The sequence below is a fragment of the Streptomyces sp. NPDC003077 genome, assembly GCF_040611095.1.
Classification (GTDB): Bacteria; Actinomycetota; Actinomycetes; order Streptomycetales; family Streptomycetaceae; genus Streptomyces.
Genome location: NZ_JBEXNM010000003.1, coordinates 107,336 through 125,363 on the forward strand (window position 1 = coordinate 107,336; position 18,028 = coordinate 125,363).

The 18,028-nt window shown below is 71.8% G+C and carries 14 protein-coding genes; 3 read left to right on the forward strand and 11 right to left on the reverse strand.

Going from position 1 to position 18,028, the window contains the following annotated elements; genetic code table 11:
• Positions 1-113: 113 nt before the first annotated feature.
• Both ABZX96_RS03235 and ABZX96_RS03240 read right to left on the reverse strand, forming a co-directional pair.
• Positions 114-833 carry a type 1 glutamine amidotransferase gene (locus ABZX96_RS03235; protein ID WP_355536954.1) on the reverse strand — a complete coding sequence of 240 codons (720 nt, stop codon included), beginning with the start codon at positions 831-833 and terminating at the stop codon, positions 114-116.
• Positions 834-1,061: 228 nt separating this feature from the next.
• Complete coding sequence (locus tag ABZX96_RS03240) at positions 1,062-2,405, reverse strand: aminotransferase class I/II-fold pyridoxal phosphate-dependent enzyme (RefSeq protein WP_355536957.1); 1,344 nt, start codon at positions 2,403-2,405, stop codon at positions 1,062-1,064.
• 321 nt (positions 2,406-2,726) lie between these two features.
• Between ABZX96_RS03240 and ABZX96_RS03245 the strand changes: the two genes are divergently transcribed.
• Positions 2,727-3,725, forward strand: coding sequence for an aminoglycoside phosphotransferase family protein (locus tag ABZX96_RS03245; protein ID WP_355536960.1), 999 nt, complete (start codon positions 2,727-2,729; stop codon positions 3,723-3,725).
• 126 nt (positions 3,726-3,851) lie between these two features.
• Here the strand turns inward: ABZX96_RS03245 and ABZX96_RS03250 are convergent, their stop codons facing one another.
• On the reverse strand, positions 3,852-4,493 hold the full coding sequence (locus ABZX96_RS03250; RefSeq protein ID WP_355536963.1) for a hypothetical protein: 642 nt from the start codon (positions 4,491-4,493) through the stop codon (positions 3,852-3,854).
• A gap of 292 nt (positions 4,494-4,785) precedes the next feature.
• Here ABZX96_RS03250 and ABZX96_RS03255 point away from each other — a divergent pair, with 292 nt between their 5' ends.
• Positions 4,786-5,109 carry a putative quinol monooxygenase gene (locus tag ABZX96_RS03255; RefSeq protein ID WP_355537395.1) on the forward strand — a complete coding sequence of 108 codons (324 nt, stop codon included), beginning with the start codon at positions 4,786-4,788 and terminating at the stop codon, positions 5,107-5,109.
• Between the two features lie 116 nt (positions 5,110-5,225).
• Here the strand turns inward: ABZX96_RS03255 and ABZX96_RS03260 are convergent, their stop codons facing one another.
• From ABZX96_RS03260 to ABZX96_RS03275, 4 genes are all read right to left on the reverse strand, one after another.
• The gene (locus ABZX96_RS03260) at positions 5,226-5,975 is read right to left on the reverse strand and encodes an SDR family oxidoreductase (RefSeq protein WP_355536966.1); all 750 of its coding nucleotides are present in this window, start codon (positions 5,973-5,975) and stop codon (positions 5,226-5,228) included.
• A 196-nt stretch (positions 5,976-6,171) separates the two neighbouring features.
• The gene (locus tag ABZX96_RS03265; RefSeq protein ID WP_355536969.1) at positions 6,172-6,594 is read right to left on the reverse strand and encodes a cupin domain-containing protein; all 423 of its coding nucleotides are present in this window, start codon (positions 6,592-6,594) and stop codon (positions 6,172-6,174) included.
• Positions 6,595-7,065: 471 nt separating this feature from the next.
• Positions 7,066-8,628, reverse strand: a complete 1,563-nt coding sequence (locus ABZX96_RS03270) for a hypothetical protein (protein ID WP_355536972.1) — start codon at positions 8,626-8,628, stop codon at positions 7,066-7,068.
• Positions 8,629-8,974: 346 nt separating this feature from the next.
• A complete protein-coding gene (locus ABZX96_RS03275) occupies positions 8,975-10,132 on the reverse strand; it encodes an FAD-dependent monooxygenase (RefSeq protein WP_355536975.1) in 1,158 nt (385 codons plus the stop codon).
• Between the two features lie 544 nt (positions 10,133-10,676).
• Here ABZX96_RS03275 and ABZX96_RS03280 point away from each other — a divergent pair.
• Positions 10,677-11,426 (forward strand): dienelactone hydrolase family protein, encoded by a 750-nt coding sequence (locus ABZX96_RS03280; RefSeq protein ID WP_355536978.1) that lies wholly within the window; start codon positions 10,677-10,679, stop codon positions 11,424-11,426.
• A 71-nt stretch (positions 11,427-11,497) separates the two neighbouring features.
• On the opposite strand, the gene ABZX96_RS03285 is transcribed toward ABZX96_RS03280, so the two are convergent.
• The 4 genes from ABZX96_RS03285 to ABZX96_RS03300 all read right to left on the reverse strand — a co-directional run bounded on the left by ABZX96_RS03285 (position 11,498) and on the right by ABZX96_RS03300 (position 17,768).
• Positions 11,498-12,865 carry a cation:proton antiporter gene (locus ABZX96_RS03285; RefSeq protein WP_355536981.1) on the reverse strand — a complete coding sequence of 456 codons (1,368 nt, stop codon included), beginning with the start codon at positions 12,863-12,865 and terminating at the stop codon, positions 11,498-11,500.
• 445 nt (positions 12,866-13,310) lie between these two features.
• Entirely contained in the window at positions 13,311-14,798 is a 1,488-nt protein-coding gene (locus ABZX96_RS03290) for a cytochrome P450 (protein WP_355536984.1), read from the reverse strand.
• Positions 14,782-16,140 (reverse strand): alpha-hydroxy acid oxidase, encoded by a 1,359-nt coding sequence (locus ABZX96_RS03295; RefSeq protein WP_355536987.1) that lies wholly within the window; start codon positions 16,138-16,140, stop codon positions 14,782-14,784. The genes ABZX96_RS03290 and ABZX96_RS03295 overlap by 17 nt, the downstream gene beginning before the upstream one ends.
• Complete coding sequence (locus ABZX96_RS03300; RefSeq protein WP_355536990.1) at positions 16,137-17,768, reverse strand: NAD(P)-binding domain-containing protein; 1,632 nt, start codon at positions 17,766-17,768, stop codon at positions 16,137-16,139. The genes ABZX96_RS03295 and ABZX96_RS03300 overlap by 4 nt, the downstream gene beginning before the upstream one ends.
• Positions 17,769-18,028: the final 260 nt, after the last annotated feature.

An 18,028-nucleotide genomic window follows, 5' to 3' on the forward strand; every position in this document is an offset into this window, starting at 1 on the left:
GTGGTGGTGGGTGACTGGACGTCCGGGGGCGGCGCCCGTCCGTGGTGCCCGTCCGTGGTGCCCTCGGCGCACGTGCGGGTTCGTGTGCGGATGCGTGCGCGGGTTGGTGCCGGTCAAGCCCCCAGGTAATCCGCCTGCAACCGGTCCAGGAACGTCCTGAGCGTCGCGTTCATCGCCTCGTAGGAATTGCGCCGCAGTTCCTCGGGCTGCTGGACGAACCGGTGGTCGGTCAGCGTGGCCAGCTCCTGTGCGGAGTGCTCGATCAGGGCGCCGACGAGCCGGTGGTTGAACTCCAGGTGGCACTGGAAGCCGTACAGGAACCTGCCGTAGGCGACGATCTGGCGCGGACAGCCCTCGCTGGTGGCGAGTACGGTCGCGTTTTCGGTGAGGCCGGGCATGTCGCCGTGCCAGTGGCCGACCTCCAGGGTTCGGCCGAAGTCGGCGAACAGGCCGTGTCGCAGGCCGTCTTCGGTGAGGGTGATCGGGAAAGATCCGATCTCTTTCTCGGGGCTGTGCTCGACGGGGGCACCGAGGGCTTCGCCCAGCAACTGCGCGCCCAGGCAGACGCCGATGACGGCCTTGCCCGCCTCGGCACACGCGCCGATGAGGGCCTTCTCCGCGGCGGCGTCGAAGTGGGGGCACTCCTCCTGAGTGGTAGCCGGGCTCTGGGGGCCGCCCATCACGATGAGCAGGTCGATGCCCTCGACGGTCTCGGGCAGGGCCTCGCCCGCGTACAGCCGCGTGGAGGTGACCTGGTGGCCGCGCTCGGCGGCCCATTCCTCATAGGCTCCGGGACCCTCGAAGGTCTCGTGTATGACGAAGTGCGTGCGCATGGGTGGGTGGTGCCTTTCGGGTGTTTCCAGGGGGGTGCGCCGGGTCGACGTCAGGGTCGGCGTTGGGGGCAACGTCCGGTTGGGCGTCCGGTTCGGCGTCGGGTTCGGCGTCGGGTTCGATGTCCGGTTTGGCGTCCGGTTCGGCGTCCGGCGCGATGGTCAGGGACGGTGGCTCACCGGCCGGTGGTGGAAGGGCCGGCTCACCGGCCGGAGCAATAGGACGGTGGCTCACCGACCAGCGCGCAGGACGGCCGCCACGGACCCCGCCACAGCCCCGGCGAGCCGTTCGATCTGCTCGTCATCGAGATCGCTCGGCGTCAGGCGCAGATGGCTCCGGCCGACGCCGGGGGACAGGGCGAAGACGTCGCCGGTCCGCGCCAGCCAGCCGCGGCGCATGAGCTGGGCGGAGACGGCACCGGCGTCGGCGCCGACGTCCACCCACAGGTTGAGCCCGTCCGCCGCCCGGGCTGCCAGGCCCTGCGCGCGCAGCGCCCGGGCCAGGGCGGCGTTGCGCTCCTGGTAGTGGGCGCGGGCGGCGGCGATCGTGGTCTCGCCGTCCGGTGCGGCGAGCAGTTGGTGGACGGTGTGCTGGAGCAGGTGGGACACCCAGGTGAGGCCGGGGCCGAGCCGGGTGTGCAGGCGCGCGGAGGTGGCGGGGTCCGAGGCGATGAAGGCCAGGCGCAGGTCGGGGCCGAGGAATTTCGAGACGGACCGCACCAGGGCCCAGCGCGGGTGCCCGGCCGGGATGATCGAGTGGTGGCGGACGGCCGACAGGACGGAGAAGTGGTCGTCCTCGATGACCAGCACGTCGGGGTGGTCCGCCAGGAGTTCCCGCAGGCTGCGGGCGCGTTCGGGGCTGAGGCTCGCGCCGGTGGGATTGTGGGCGCGCGGGGTGCAGACCACGGCGCGCGCCCCGGCCTTGAGCGCCGCGGCGAGTCCGTCCGCCGTCATGCCCTGGTCGTCGACCGGGACGGGGACGGGACGGTAGCCGGCCTGTCGGACGGTGTTGATGCTGGCGAGGAAGCACGGGTCCTCCAGCGCGACCGCGTCCCCTCCGATCAGCGAACCGGCCAGCAGCCGTTCCACGCCGTCGACCGCCCCGTTCGTCAGGGTCAGAGCCGTCTCGTTCGTGAGGGTCGGCGCCGTCGCGGGCGGCTGGTCGGGGAAGAGCCGGGTCCGCGCGAGCGCGGCGAGCGCCGGGGCGATCTGCGGTTGCCCGTACAGGCCCGGCGTGTGATCGGCGGGCGGGGCGACCGCGTAGGGGTTGGGCAGGAGCCGCGGGCAGGGGTTGCCGCTGCCGACGTCGATCAGCGCGCTGTCGGGGGTGAAGCCCTCCTGCTCGGCGATGCCGAACGGGTCGGCGACGACCGTCCCGGCCCGGCCCCTGGTGCGGGCGATACCGGAGGAGACGAGGTGCCGGTAGGCGGCGGCGACGGTGTTCCGGTTCACGCCGAGCTCGTCGGCGAGCTGCCGCATGGGGGGCAGGACGTCACCGGCGCGGAGGGTGCCGGAATCGACCAGCCCGCGGATGCTGGCGGCGATCTCCGTCGCGCCCTTGCCCTGAATGTTCATCCGTGTCTCCTCCCGGGGCCGTGCATCCGTTTCCGGGGGCCGTGTGTTTGTTGCCCGAATTCGCGCATTCGTTTCCGGGGTCGGCGCATCCGTTTCCGGGGTCCGTGCGTCCGTCGCCCGAATCCGCGCATCCGTCTCCCGGGTCCGTGCATCCGTTTCCGGGATCCGCGTGTCCGTCGCACGAACCCGTGTATCCGTCTCCCGGGTCTGCGCACCTGTCTCCCGAATCCGCGCCTCTTTTGGCATAGGACAAACATATCCTACGGGCCAGGCCAAAAAATTCGGCGCCCGGAGAGCCGGGCCGGGCTACGCTCCAGCGCCATGCCTCCCACCCCTGACGCCCACGCGGTCGCCGACGCCTTCGGTCTGGCGGCCCCCACGGGCCCCTTGGTCCCCGTCCGCCATGTCAGCAGCGAGACCTGGCGGCTCGACACGCTCCGGGGCCGGTACTTCGTCAAGCGTCTGGTCTTCGGCGACTGGCGCGACCAACTGGAAAAAGCCATGGCCGTCGAACTGCGGGCACGCGCCGCCGGGCTCCCGACCCCCCTCCCCGTCGCCCCGATCGATCCCGCCTGGGGCCTGGCCGCCGACCTCGGTGACGGGTGCGGTGTGCTCCGCGTGCACGCCTGGCTCGACGGCGCCCCGCTCGCGCCCGGGACCGACCTGAGCCACTGGTACGGCACCACCCTCGCCGCGCTGCACAGTCTGCAACCGGCCGGACCGCAGCGCATCGATTCCATGTGGCCCCTCTGGTACGGCGTGTACCCACCCGGTACCTGGGACGACTGGCTCGCCACCGGCCTGCGCCAGGAACGCCCCTGGGCGCCCCTCCTCAAAGAACGGCTGCCGCTGATCACGGACCTGGCCGCCCGCATCGAGGCCGCCTACGACGAGGTCGGCGACTACGTCCTGACCCACCGGGACGTGGTGCCGCACAACGTCCTCATGGCAACCGGCGGCGGCCCCGTCCTCATCGACTGGGACGGCGCCGGCCCCGACAGCGCCACCCTGGAGACCGCCGCCGCGGTCTTCGACCACGCGCGGCACACCACCACGGGGGACCCGGACCCCGCCCGCATCGCCTCCGCGCTCGCCACCTACCGCGACCACGGCGGAGACCTGCGCCCCTGCGGCTTCCTCCTCGCCCGACGGCTGGGTGTCCACCTCGCCCGCTGCGCCGAACGGATCCGGACCTCGCTGGGCCGCGAGACGGGCGGCTCCCCCGACCCCGCCGACGCGGACGCCCGCACCGCCCGCCAACTCGCCGCCCTGCCGGAATTCTCGTCCCTGCTGCTCGACTGGTCGCGGCGGATGGGGTGAGGGTGCCTTGCGTGGGTGGCGTGCGGACCGCACGTGTGAGGCCGCCCTGTGCCGGTGGCGTACGGGCGCACGCGTGGGGGCGTCCCGCGTGGGGGCGTTCCGCGTCGGTTGGGGATCAGTGGGCTCTCACCACGGTTCGCAGAAGGTGATGCCGAGGTGCCGGTACAGCCCTTCGCGCTGTTCGGCTGTGGCCAGGACCATGATGTCGTCGACGCTCCCGGGAGGATTCTCCGGGCCGTTGTCGACGCAGCGGAAGGAGCGCGGGTCGTCGTCGGGACTGAGCGCTTCGATGGCGGCCTGCGCGGCGCCCATGTCGAGGTAGTCGTTCGACTCCTGCTCTATGAGGAAGGAGAGTTCCTCGCCGTTGCGGTCGAAATACAGGACCCCGCGGCCGTCCTCCTCGTCCTCCTCGTCTTCCTCGGAGTCATCCTCGTCGCCCTCGCCATCCTCCGCTTCCTCCTCCTCGTCGTCCCTCACGAAGCGGAAGTTTCCGACGGTGACTTTTCCGCCGGTGAGAGCCGCGGCTTCGGTGAGCAGCCACGGGTAGTGCTCGTCGGCGAAATCGACGTCGTCGGCGTGGATACTGACGGCCACGCCGAAATCTTCGAGGGCGCCGGCTATGTGATGGGGCGGATCCAGTGCCTCGTGCGCGAGTGCGGGTTCATGGAACGAGTCCAGGACGCTTTGGGCTTTCTCCTGGGTGACCATTCCGAGTTCGGCGAGGACTTCCGCTATTCGTACGTACGTGATCGGTTGAGGCGTGGGCATGGCGTCATCCTGCCAGCCGGATGATCGGACTTGAGAGGCGACGGGAAGTGCCTCCCGACCTCCCGACCTTGCGCCTCCTGCCTCCTGCCTCCTGCCTCCTGCCTGGTCCGGGTCATCGACGTGGCGTCGCCCGCACCGAAGAGGCGGATCGCGGATGAGGCGGACCATTGCAGGAGGCGGACCACGGATGAGGCGGACCACGGATGAGGCGATACCGCCGCTCAAGAACTGCGCCGCGCCGAGCCGAAGGCCGGTTATGGAGGAACGTACCGGGGCGTCTAGGATGAAAAGCATGATTTTTATTGTCGTGAAATTTCCCGTGAAGCCCGAGTTTGCGGACGAGTGGCCGTCCCACGTCGATGCCTTCACCCGTGCCACCCGCGCCGAGCCCGGCAACCTGTGGTTCGAATGGTCGCGCAGTGTCGAGGACCCGAACACCTACGTTCTGGTCGAGGCATTCCAGGACGACGCCGCCGAGGCGCACGTCAATTCCGACCACTTCCGCGCCGCGATGGAGACCATGCGGCCTCTGGTGCGCCAGGCGCCGGACATCGTGAGCACCACCATCCCGGGCTCGACCGGGTGGGACAAGATGGGCGAGATCGGCCTCGACTGACGATCCGACCGGCGGGCCGAACGGCCTGCCGGGCATCGTTTACGAGGGTGGGTCGCCGACTCACCGCTTATGAGGGTGAGTCGCCGACTCACTGCTTTTGAGGGCGAGTCGCCGACTCACCGGGAGCGGCGCAGCCAGTCCTCGAAGCGGGTTTCGGCCAGTCGGGCGCGGCCTTCGTCGGGGACGAGGCTGCGCTCGTCCAGCTCGGAACCGAAGTAACGGGCGTGCGGATCGGCGATGACCGTGCGCGGGTCGCGCCACGCGCGCAGGGCCTCGGCGACGAGCTCGTCGAAGCGGAACAACTCGGGCCCGGCCACCTCGGTGGCGCCCTTCAGCGGGGCGTCCACGGCGGTCCGGGCCACCGCTTCGGCCACGTCGTCGGCCGCCATGGGCTGGAAGAGGACGGGCGGCACGCGCACGGTGCCGCCGTCGGTGGCGTTGTCGGCGATGCCCTTGACGAACTCGAAGAACTGCGTCGCCCGGACGATCGAGTAGGGAACCGGCCCCCGTTTGATGAGCTGCTCCTGAGCCGCCTTCGCCCGGAAGTAACCGTTGTCGGGCAGTCCGTCGATGCCGACGATCGACAGCGCCACATGGTGCGTCACACCCGCCGCCTCTTCGGCGGCCAGGAGGGTGCGGGTGGAGGTGGTGAAGAAGTCCAGGACCGCCGAGTCCTCGAAGGAGGGCGAGTTTGCCACGTCCACGACCACCTGAGCCTCGGCCAGCGCGGCGGCGAGGCCCTCGCCGGTGAGGGTGTTGACGCCCGTGCCGGGCGCGGCGGGCACGGCCTCGTGCCCACGGCGGTTGAGCTTGTCGACCACGTTGCGGCCGATGAGGCCGGTGCCTCCGATGACCACGATCTTCACGTCGCGTGCTCCTCGCTGGGGTGGGGGTGCCGGGGCGGTGATGCTGGGGTGGCGATGCTGAGGTGGCGATGCTGGGCTGGGGATGCTGAGGTGGCGATCTGACGCGGGGTTGGTGCGTTCCGAGGCGGGGTGGGGCTGGCGCGTTCTGAGGCGGCCGGGTGGGTTTCGGTGCTGTCGATCTGACGACGCGAACGCGTCAGGACGGCCGGGGCGCCCGCAGGTGCGCACGCTGCTTCAGCTCGTCGTCGTCGACCAGGACGAGCATGGGCTGTCCCGGCACGCAGACCATGGTGACGAGGAAGCGCACGGGCGTGTCGGTGCGGGCGTTGCCGTCCTGGTAGTGGATGACGTCGCCGCCGGGCTCCCAGAACGTCTCCCCGGCGCGGACGATCCGCTCCGGCTCGCCTTCCAGCTCGAAGCGCATCTCGCCCTCAAGCACGTAGCCGAAGGCGGGTCCGGAGTGGCGGTGCGGCGGGGCGCCCGGGTCGCCGGGCGGGTAGGCGACCTGGACGGTCATCACGTGCCCGCCTTCCGGGATCGCGGGCGGGGTGACCTCCTGGAGCACGGTCAGCGCGGTCTTCCAGGCCTCCGAACGCGGCTGTTGGTCAGGGACGGGCATGGCGGTCTCCTCCCGTGGTGCCGGTGCTGGTGCGGGTGCCGGTGTCGGTGTCGGTCGAGGTGTACGGGCTACGGGGCCGGCGCCCGTGTGCCGCCGTCCGTGCGCTGCCGAGGGCGGTGGGCATCTGCGCGGGCTGCTGCGGCACGGTCCCGTGGCCGCGCGGTCGAGCTGGGTCACTTGTTTCGTCCGGGCCGCTCGGACCGACACGTCGTTACGTCGTTCGCGGACGACGCGACCCGGCGGGCAAGGGAGCGTCCCCTCGGGACACGAGTCCTGGGGGGAGTCGACTCGATCGGCTCGGTTCCTCCCGCGCCGCCCCCGGGAGGAGTTCCATTGTTCAGAGCGCCCGGACGCGCGGTGAGCGGCAAACCGGACACATCCCGGGCACATCCCGCACATATCCCGGACGCATCCCGCACGCGCCCCGGACGCATCCCCGACGCGCCCCGGCCCTCGCGCGGGGACGGCCCGTCAGTCGTCCGCCCCCGCGCGAGGCTTCGCTCCCGCCCCCGCCCCCGGCTTCGCGCACAGATACGGACGTGCCAGCAGCAGGCCGGTCCCCGTCAGGACGATGCCGAAGTAGACGGGTGCGAGGTGCAGGAAGTCCGTGTAGTGGATCAGGCCGTGCACCACGACGGCCGGGAGGAACCCGGCGCACGCCGCCACGGCCAGGGACCAGAACACCCAGCTCTCACCACGCCGCCAGCCCCACATGCTGAGCAGGGTGATCGCCACCGCGGCGGCCATCAGGGCGCCGCCGAACCCCGCGCGGTCGTGGGCGATGAACGGCACCAGGTGGGAGTTCAGGCCTTCCAGCGTCTGCCGGTCGGTTCCCAGGAAGGTCAGGTCGGACGGGACGAAGACGCCGGTCAGGCCGACCACCGAGATCACCGTTCCGCCGACGAACAGCCCCGCTCCCGTCACGATCAGGAGCAGTTGGCCGACCAGCGCCCGCCGTCGCTCCGGCTCCGGCCCCTCGGGGGCCAGGTGCCACCGCGGGTCGTGCGGGGTCCGCCGGACCCCGGCCACGAACATGGGGAACAGCACGACGGCGGTGGCCGTGTGGAGGGGTTCCACGAAACCGGTGGCCAGGAAGTAGAAGAGGGTGGGGAAGCCGATCGCCCCCGAGAGCAGGTACACCTGGCGGGCCCATGGCCAGCCGCGTCTGATCCCGCCCACCGCGAGGCCCGTATAGAGAGCGCCTATCGCCACCATGGTGCCCGCCATGGTGATCCGGTCGTGTCGCAGGAAATGCACGAGGTGGTGGTTGAGGGCGTGCAGTTCGTGCAGCCCCATGCCCAGGTAGTCGCGGTCGTACCAGAGCAGCACCGGCCCGAGCGTGATCGCCGCCGCGCCGAGTCCGGCACCCGTCATACCGAGCCCGACGAGCAGCGCCCACCACCAGGCGGGCCAGCGCCGGGGATCGCGGCCGAGGTCCCGGAGCACCGGAGCGGGCGCGGTGGGCGTGGCCGCTTCGGTGACCCGCGCGAACCAGCCGGGACCGGCTTCGATCAGCACCCCGGGCCGGGCGAGCACGACGGCGTCCGGTTCCTCCAGCGCGGCAGCCGCGGCGGTGACCGACGGATCGGACACCTGGAGCACGTGCGGGTCGTCGCCGCTGGTGAAGCCGTCGACATGGGGTTTGAGGGATGCCTCGGCCTCCGGGTCGCCGGTGCGGACGACCAACGGGATCGAGCGGCCGGCGGCGGCCTCGCGCACGGTCTCCACGTCGGCCGCCGAGACGGGCGCCACCTCCACGACACCGGCCCCGAGCGGGTGCATGGCACGTACCGCTTCACGGGCGAGCGCGGGCGGGACCGATATGCCGAGGCGGACGGTCACGGGCACCCCGGCGATCTCACCGGCGAGCCGCTGTGGTGGGTGACGGTGCCCGAACCCCCGGGCGATCAGCCGCGCGCCGGACGGACGGGAGCCGATCGCGGCCAGCAGTCGCAGGGCGGTCCGCTGCGAACGGCGCCGACCGAGAACGGCGGCGGCGGTGCCGCGCAGCGGGTGATATGTCCAGTCCGGCATCGATGGTTCTCGCTCTCGCTCTCCGTGGCGGTCACCGGGGCGTCCGGGCCGCGTGGTCCCTGGGTGTTTGGGGTGTGGTCCCCGGTCGTCCTGGGCGGGGTCTCCGGGCGTCCCGGGCGGGGCCCTGGGGTATCCCGGGGGTAGTCACCGGGGCGTCCCGAGCATGGCCCCGGGCCTCAAGCGTGGTCACCCGGTTGTCACGGCCGCGGCCCCTGGTCGTCCGGGCCGCGCGGTCCCCGGTCGTCCCTAGCGTGGTCACCGGGTTGTCCCGGCCGTAGTCACCGGCGTATCCCGGCCGTGGTCACCGGCGCGTCCCGAGCCGTGGCCCCGGCCGCCCCAGGCGTGGTCACCCCGTCATCCCCGGCGCGTTCCAGCCGAGCACGGGCGTCATGGAACGCAGCGTCGCCCGCATCGGCGTCAGGCGGGCAGCCGTGTCCCGCAGCAGTACCGCGGGTGGCCACGACAGTTGGCCGACGGTGCCGAGGCGGGCCGAGCGGCGTGTGATGGCCTGGGCCCGGGGGCGGCGCAGCAGGTCGTAGGAACGCAGCGCGGCGGCCACGTCCGGGGAGCCGTCCAGGCAGTGGGCGAGGGTGACCGCGTCCTCCAGCGCCTGGCACGCGCCCTGGCCCAGGTTGGGGGTCATGGCGTGGGCCGCGTCGCCCAGCAGCGCGACCCGGCCGCGGACGAAGGAGGGCAGCGGCGGCAGGTCGTACAGGTCGTGCCGGAGCACCGCGTCCGCGGGGACGGCGGCCAGCAGGGCGGGGACGGGGTCCGGCCAGGAGCCGAACCGGCGCAGCAGTTCGGCGTACTCGGACGAGCGGGCGGGCGTGCCCGCCGGCAGCGAGACGGTCGCGAAGCAGTACATCCGCCCGCCCGGCAGCGCGGTGTAGCCGAACCGCGCCCCGCGGCCCCAGGTCGCCGCCCCCTCGGAGGGCGGCTCGGCGAGGGGTTCGGTGACCGCGCGCCAGGAGGTGTAACCGGCGTACCGGGGGCCGGCCGCGTCGGGCCACAAGGTGCGGCGCACCACACTGCGCAGCCCGTCCGCGCCGACCACGAGGTCGGGCCGAGACGCGCCCCCACGGTGTTCGACGATCAGACCGTCGCCGTCGTCGCGAACCGCGTGCACCTCGCTGCCCGGCCGCAGGCATTCGGCGGGCAGCGCCTCGGCGAGCACCCGCAGCAGGTCCGCGCGGTGCAGGAGCACCATCGGGTGGCCGAAGCGGCGCGCCAGCTCCGCGTTGTCCGTACGGGACAGCCAGCGGCCCCGGCGATCGCGCACGCCGCCGATGGCCTCGACGGCACCGAGCGCCCGGACGGCGTCGGCCAGACCGAGCGCCTCCAGTGCGCGCAGCGCGTTCGGCCACAGGGAGATGCCGGCGCCGATCTCGGTGAACTCCGGGGCGCGTTCCAGCACCTCGACGCGCCATCCCCGGCGGTGCAGGGCGATGGCCGCCGCGAGCCCGCCGATCCCACCGCCGATGATGGTCGCGGTGCGCTGCGGCATGGGTCCTCGCTTCGATTCGGGGGCACCGCCCGTGGTCATGTGGCCGTCGATGCGGTGCCCGAGCGGCATGTGACGTGGTGCGGGCCGGGCCGACCAGCGCCTCGTCGCCTCATGTTGACAGATGCCTGCCAACGGGCCGAGGGCGACCCGGGCAGCGGTGATCGGGCGGGATATGCCGTTGTGTCCATGGGGGCGGCGCCGTTGGATGGGGTGGGGGCGCCGGGGAGTCGTTCGTCTGGGGCTTGTGCGACTCGGGCGTCACAGGGATTCGCGCGGCTCTTCTCGTCACCATCGCTTGTTCCGGGACGGGACGGGACGGGACGGGACGAGTCGGGGCGGGGCGGGGTGGCCGGGACAGGCTGGGGCGGGACGAGGCCCCGCCGCGGGTCGGGTGCGAGCGATGCGGTGGCCATTGTGTTGGATGACGTCCGATCCGCTTCGATGATCGACTACGGAGCTGCTACGGAGTCGACCACGAGATCGACCACGACAGCAACCACGAGATCGACCACGAAAACGACCGCGCAAAGGAAGGAAGACCGCCATGCCCACCAAGACGTTGCAGATTCCCACCAAGGACGGCCAGGCCGACGCTTTCGCCGCGTTCCCCGACGGCGGCGGGCGGCACCCTGGCGTGCTGCTGTACCCGGACGCCTTCGGCGTGCGGCCCGTGCTGCGGGAGATGGCGCGCGAACTGGCCGGGCACGGGTACTACGTACTCGTCCCCAACGTCTTCTACCGGCACGGCCCGGCACCGGTGATCGATCTCCCCGAGTACATCGGGGAAGAGAACCGGTCCGCGATCTTCGCCCAGCTGATGCCCATGGTCGAGGGGTTCACCACCGAACGTGTCCTGGACGACGCCGACGCCTACCTCACGTTCCTGACCGCCCAGCCCGAGGTCACCGCCGGACCGGTCGGCGCGATCGGCTACTGCCTGGGCGCCGCCCTGGCGATGCGCGCCGCGACGGCCCACCCCGACCGGGTGGCCGCCCTCGCCGGATTCCACCCCGGCTTCCTGGTCACCGACGCGCCCGACAGCCCGCACCGCCTGGCCTCCCAGCTCACCGCCCGGGTACACCTCGGCCTCGCCGAGGGCGACCTGACGCCCGAAGCCCTCGACGAGCTCAACAAGGCCCTGGACGCCGCGGGTGTCGAGTACACCACCGAGGTCTACCCCGGCAGCATCCACGGCTTCACCATGTCCGACACCTCCGCCTTCAGTGCCTCGGCGTTCCAGCGCCACTGGGACCGCCTGCTCCCCCTCCTCGACCGCGCCTTGGGCGACCACTGAGGGTCCGGCCCGGGAACCCCGCCTGAAGTGCGCCGTTCGGTACGCGGCCTGCGGAGCCCTCACCCGCTGCCCTACCTGTCCGCCGTCCGATCCGCCGACCCGGGCTCCGGAACGTGGGCAGCGGGCGGGGTGGCGGTGGGGGCGCCGGACGTGGGTGTGGAGGTGTCGGACGTGGGTGTGAGGCGGGCGTCGGACGTGGTGGGGCTGGTGGCCGCCCTGCGGGCGTCCAGGCGGTCCCACAGGCTCAGCAGCGGGGTCGCCATCACCGTCGTCACCAGGGCGACCACCACCAGGACGGCGAACAGCGGGCGGGAGACGATGCCGGCCGCGAGGCCGACGTTGATCGCGATGAGCTGCATCAGGCCCCGGGCGTTCATCAGGGTGCCGACCCGCACCGCCACCGCCTTGCTCTCGCCCACCAGCCGCGCCGTCAGCCAGCACGCGCCGAGCTTGCCCACGATGGCCATGACCAGGCAGCCGACGGCGAACAGCAGCACGCCCGGGTCGGCCAGCAGCGCGAAGTCGGTGTTCAGGCCCGAGTAGGTGAAGAACAGCGGCAGGAAGACGATCCGGCTGATCGGCGCGATGGTCTCCACGGCGCGGTCGATCGGAGCGGAGCGCGGGAAGACCACCCCGAGGCTGAACGCGCCGAAGACGGCGTACAGGCCGATGGTGTCGGTGAACCACGCGGCCAGGAACAGCACCACGATGGTGATCAGCAGCAGGTCGTCGGGGGTGCGGCGGGCGGCCGTCGCCGCCAGCCGCCCGGAGGACCGGGCCAGGACCACCAGGACGGCGACCAGCACCAGCGTCCCGCCGAAGGCGAGCGCGAACGGGCCCGCGCCGCCGCCCGCCATGGACAGCACACCGGCGAGCAGCACCCAGGCCACCCCGTCGTCCACCGCCCCGGACGCCAGGGACAGGGAGCCGAACCGGGTGCCGGTCAGGCCGCGTTCGGTGATGATGCGGGCGAGCATCGGGAACGCCGTGATGGCGAGGGTGACGCCGACGAACAGGGCGGAGACCCCCAGCGGTACCCCCTCGGGCGAGATGGGGACCTGATCGTGCACGGCCAGTGTCAGGCCGATGCCCAGGGCCAGCGGCACGAGGATGCCGGCCACCGAGATCAGTGACGCGGGCCTCGCCACCTCCCGCAGGCGAGCGGTGCGCAGCTCGTACCCGGACTGGAACATGAACACCACCAGTCCGATCTGCCCGACGACATACAGCACCGGCCGGACCTCCTGCGGGAAGAGGGACTCCTCCAGGCCGGGTGCCAGCAGCCCCAGCACCGACGGGCCGAGCACGACGCCGGCCACCATCTCGCCGACGACGGGCGGCTGTCCGATGACGCGCAGGATCCTGGCCACCAATCGGCAGGTGAGCAGGATGACGACGACGGCCAGGAAGAAGACCGGTCCGAGCTCTGTGGCGGTCATGGGTGGGCTCTCCTTGCTGCGGGTCTTGTGGGCTTGGTGGGCTTGGTGTGTCTGGTGGACCTTGTGGAGGGGGAGGGGTTTTTGGGCATGGCGGGGTTTCCCTTGGCTCAAGGGCAGGGCGGCACCGGCGGCGTGGAGTAGGCATGACAACGGGCGGGTGCTCTCTGCGTGTCCGCGCCCGCGCGTTCCCGTCCTCGCGCTGCCGTCGTCCCCGTCCCCGCCCCCGCGTCCTCGTCCCCGCGTCCTCGTCCCCGTCCTCGTCCCCGTTCGCGATCGACGGCGTACGCGCGGGCGTACGGACGAACCGTGCGCCCGCGCGCGAGCGGACTGTTCCTGCCGTCCGGACATCGCCACCAGGTTGCTCGGACGCCGCCAGCAGGTAGTAAGGGCACCGCCACCACGTCCGTACGCGCCGCCCCGCGGTGGACGGGCGCCGGACCGGCGATCAGCCCGTGTGCCGCCCCGAGAACGGGCAACGCTCGGGGGCAGGGTTCTGCGGGCCGACGTGCTGCGGGCCGGCGTGCTGCCGCAGCGGACGGCCTTGGGTGTCGTGCGTGGCGAAGTAGGTCTCGGCCGGGCGGACGCGTCGGGCGTCCAGGACCATCCAGGTGCCGAAGACGAGCTGGGCCAGGCTGCGCCAGACGTCCTCCCAGCGGTCCCGCACCCGCAGGAAGGCGCGGGCGGCGAGGATCCGGTGCCGGGGCAGCGGGTGGGAGCGGCGTTCGAGCAGGCACGGGGCGCGGTGCGGGATGGACCGGGTGTGGGTGACGCCGGAGTGGAGCCGGAAGCGGCGCAGCACCTCCCCGGTCACCGCCCGCATGACCAAGGGGGACAGCCGCCAGGCGGGGCAGGGGCGGTTGGCGGCGATGCCGAAGGGGATGTGGTGCTGGTCCTTGGCCACCAGCCGGTCCCAGCGGGCGGGGTCGAAGGTGGTGGGGTCGGCGTAGCCGGTGGCGTGGTACTCGGGGTAGTTGAAGCACAGGACGGAGCCCGTGGGCAGCACGGTGTCCGGGCCGAGCCGGATCTCGTCCGTGCTGATGCGATGGGCCACGCCGAACAGCGGGTACAGCCGCAGGGTCTCGTTCAGGACGTGGGAGAAGTACCGCTCGTCGTCGGGGCGTTCGGCCAGGGTGTGCTGGACCTCCGGGTGCTCGGCCAGCGCGAGCAGGAGGTGCGCCATGCCCTCGGAGAGCTGCACCACCGCCGTGTTGAAGAACGTGCCCTGGAGGTAGTGGGCGTGCTCCCGGGGGGTCAGGCCCTCCGGCAGCTCGTGCGGGACGTCGCCGGCGGCCAGGCGGCGGCGGAGGTAGCGGGTGAGCCGGGCGCGGCGCCGCATGTGGCGCGGGCGGGTGCACTTCAGTGAGTTCACCACGTCCTCGGCGTTGTCCACGATGAGCCGCCGGGCCCCGGCCGGGCAGGGTTCGCGGAAGACCAGTTCGTAGAAGAACGCGGCCCACACCGGCATCATCAGGTCCCGCAGCCGGACCAGGGAGGCGGTGCCGGTGACCGTCTCGTCGAGCACCTTGGCGGCGCACCGCGCGGCGGCCTCCGCCAGCTCCCGGCTGCCGCCGGCCAGCACCGTGGCGGTGGTGCGCGCGACCGCGTCGTAGCGCGGCCCGGCCTCCAGGTGCTCCTGGTGGACCTCGGGGCCGGGCGAGAGCCAATACCAGAAGAGGTCCGAGAGGGCGGCGCCCTTGCTGCGACCGCCCGCCGCCGGGTGGGAGTAGACCTCCTGGAAGCGATCCGGCCCCACGGTGGCGTTGGGGAAGGAGATGCCCTCGTCCCCGTTGATGGCGGCGAACAGCTTCATGCGCAGCGCGACCACCGACCGGGGCAGCCAGTACGGCGTGCCGCCCACCGCCGCTGCCACGGCGAGGGCCTTGGCCGCCGTACGGACCGCCGACCCGGACCGCGGATTACGTGTCACGGTCATGATCGTTCCTTGTCTCTCCTGTCATCACGGATGTCGTGGCTTCGTGGGGCGCGGGGTCTCGGTCGGAGGCGGCGTCTCCGTAGGGCGCGGGGGCTCCGTCGGATGTGGTGTCTCCGTCGAACGTGGCGTCTCCGTAAGGCATCGCGTCTCCGTAAGGCATCGCGTCTCCGTAAGGCATCGCGTCCCCATAGAGCGCGGCGTGCCCGTCCGGCGCGGGTCCGCGAGCACCGACCCGCGCCGCCCCGACATCCCCCGCCCCGCCACCCCGCGGCACACCCCCGCGCACCACCACATGCCCCGGCCCCAGATCACCCGCCCGCCCGCAACAGCACATGGCCAACGCGTGATCGAACTCCTCCCGCAGCAGCTCCAGGACATGCCGCACCCCCGCCTCGCCACCCGCCGCCAGGCCCCACAGCACGGGCCGCCCGACGCCCACGGCCCGCGCGCCCAGCGCGAGGGCGAGCGCCGCGTCCGAGCCCCGGCGGATCCCGCCGTCCATGAGCACCGGTATCCGGCCGCGGACCGCGGCGGCGACGGCGGGCAGCGCCTCGATGGTGGCGGGCGCCGCGTCCAGTTGCCGGCCGCCGTGGTTGGAGACCAGGACGCCGTCCATTCCCTCGGCGACGGCCCGTTCGGCGTCGTCGGGGTGGAGCACGCCCTTGAGCACCACGGGCAGGTCGGTGCGCTCCCGCAACCGCCGCAGGTCGTCCCAGGACAGCGCGGGCCACATGGCGATGTCGCGCGGGCGGTCGTCCGGGGCGCCGGGCAGGCCGCGCATGTTCTCGGCGGCCAGGCCCTCGGGCAGGTCGTGGAAGCCGTTGCGGGCGTCGCGGACGCGCAGGCCCAGCAGCGGCGAGTCCACGGTCACCACCAGGGCCGTGCAGCCGGCCCGTTCGGCGCGGCGGATCAGGGCGGCGGTGACCTGCTCGTCGGGCTGCGGATAGAGCTGGAACCAGACGGGCGCGTCGGGACGCACCGCGCGGGCGGCGGCGGTGACCTCGGCCACCGCCACGGTCGAGGCCATCCCGGTGACGAGGACGGTGCCGGCCGCCGCCGTGGCACGGGCGGTGGCCAGCTCCCCCTCGGGGTGGGCGAGGCGATGGAACGCGGTCGGGGAGACCAGGACGGGCATCGACAGCCGGTCGCCGAACAGGGTGACGGCGCTGTCCCGCACCGCGGCGCCGCTCAGCACCCGGGGGAGCAGGGCGAGGCGGCGGAAGGCGTCCGTGTTCTCCCGGACCGCCGCCTCGTCCCCCGCGCCCCCGTCGATGAAGTCGCACGTCACGGGGTCCAGGCGGGCCCGCGCCCGCGCGTGGACCTCTGCGAGCGTGGGGATCACGGACGGCCCGCCGGCACCTGGTCGTGATCGTGGCCGCCGAGCCGGCCGTGCAGGAACCGCTGCTCACTCAGGAACCGCAGCAGCGGCTGCCGGTGCACCTCCTCGCTGTCCCACTCGTTTTCGAGGTTCTCGGTGATGTGGTGCTCCGCCTGCGCCTCCTCCCCTCCGCCCGGCGTGTGGAGGCGGACGACGGGGTGGAGGTAGCGGCCGTCGAGCCCGGCCGTGCTCTGCTGGGAGACGCGCCCGGCGGTGATGTCGAAGGGGTCGACCTTGTCGTGGTCGGCGCCGTATTCGAGGGTGACGGTCAGGTAGCGGGCGACGTCGCCGAACCGGCCGTCGGCCACCGCCGTGTGCAGGTGGTCCAGCGGGACCTCGTCGCAGTAGCGGACGCCGCCGTCCCCGTCGACGAGCACGGCGTCGCCGAGGAACCCGAACATCTGCCACAGCGCGGAGGTGCGGTTGACCCGTTCGATCACGGCCTCGGCGACGCCATCGGGCGTGGCGTCCAACGTGCGGGCCGGCCAGGGCGTTCCGTGGTAACGCCGCTCCAGGATGCGGTGCAGCGCCCGTACGCCGTAACGGAATCCGTGGATGAACCCGCTGGTGGACTTCTTGAAGTCGCGGACCTGGGTGATGGTTCCGGCGAAATACAGGTCCGGCACGTTCGTGGACTCCCAGGCGTCGGTCTGCGCCGGGAACCGGTCCTTGATGGTGAGTTCCGGACGGCATTCCGGCTCGAATATCGACGCGTCGAAGCGGAATCCGGTGGCCAGGATGACCCGGTCGTACCGTATTTCCTTGACCACCTCCTGAACCCGGGAGAAGGACACCGCGACAGAATAGGAGGAGTCGTCGTTCCGCCGGATGTACTCGATGTTCCCGTCCAGCAGCGCGTTCTGTGATTTCAGCTGGTAGGTGTCCAGGAAATTGTTGTTGACCGCCCGCAGATGGCCGACGAAATGCGTGCGCCAGGCCAGTTTCAGCGAACCGGGCCCGGCGACGTGAATGACCGACGCGGTTTCGATGAGGTTGTCGGCGGTTTCGAAGGCGGAGTTGCCGCGGCCGATGATCAGCACGCGCTGCCCGGTGAAGTCGGCCGGGTCGACGGACACCTCGTCGTACCGCGCGGCGTGCTCCACGCCCTCGATGGGGGGAATGTACGGCCGCGAGACGCCGGTGGCCACGATCATCCGCTTCGCGCGGAAGGTGCTCCCGTCCTCGGTGCGGGCCACGAAGTCGTTATCGGGACGCGAGATGGAGGTGATGCGGGTGTTATAGCGGACGTGCAGGTCGTGGGTGGTGGCGAAGTCGGAGAGGTAGCCCAGCATGTCCTCCGCCTCCGGGAAGTACCGGCTGCTGTGGTGGGAGAACAGGGGCGTGCTCTCGTCGGAGAGAAGGGAGTTCCAGTCGGTGCGGAGATTGAGTTCGGGATCGTCCCACCCGGTGTGCACCTTGTTGATCGAAATCAGCTTGCGGTGCCGGGGGAAGCGAGTGAAGAACGTTCCCGGGATCGATCCGGCTTCCACGATGACATAACTCCGACCGGCCTTCTGCAGGTAATAGCCGGCCTGTAATCCCGCCGGTCCGGCGCCGACGACGAGGTAATCGATCGATTCGTCACGAGCCATGGTTTTCTCCTGACTTGGGAGAGTGGGGGTCGCATGACATGGAGAAGGGGGATGGCACGACCTGAGATAGAGGGGGATCGCAGCGAAACGGTACTTGAGTATTGAAGAAGCGCACCATGGCAAGCCTAAGTGATCTAAATCACACAGGGTGGTGGATTGGTGGATGATTTTCCTGGCAAGATCTGGAAATCGAGCGAGCACATTGCCCGGAGCGCCCCCGCCGCATGGAGATCCGCACACCGCCGAGGCGGCGCGACGGT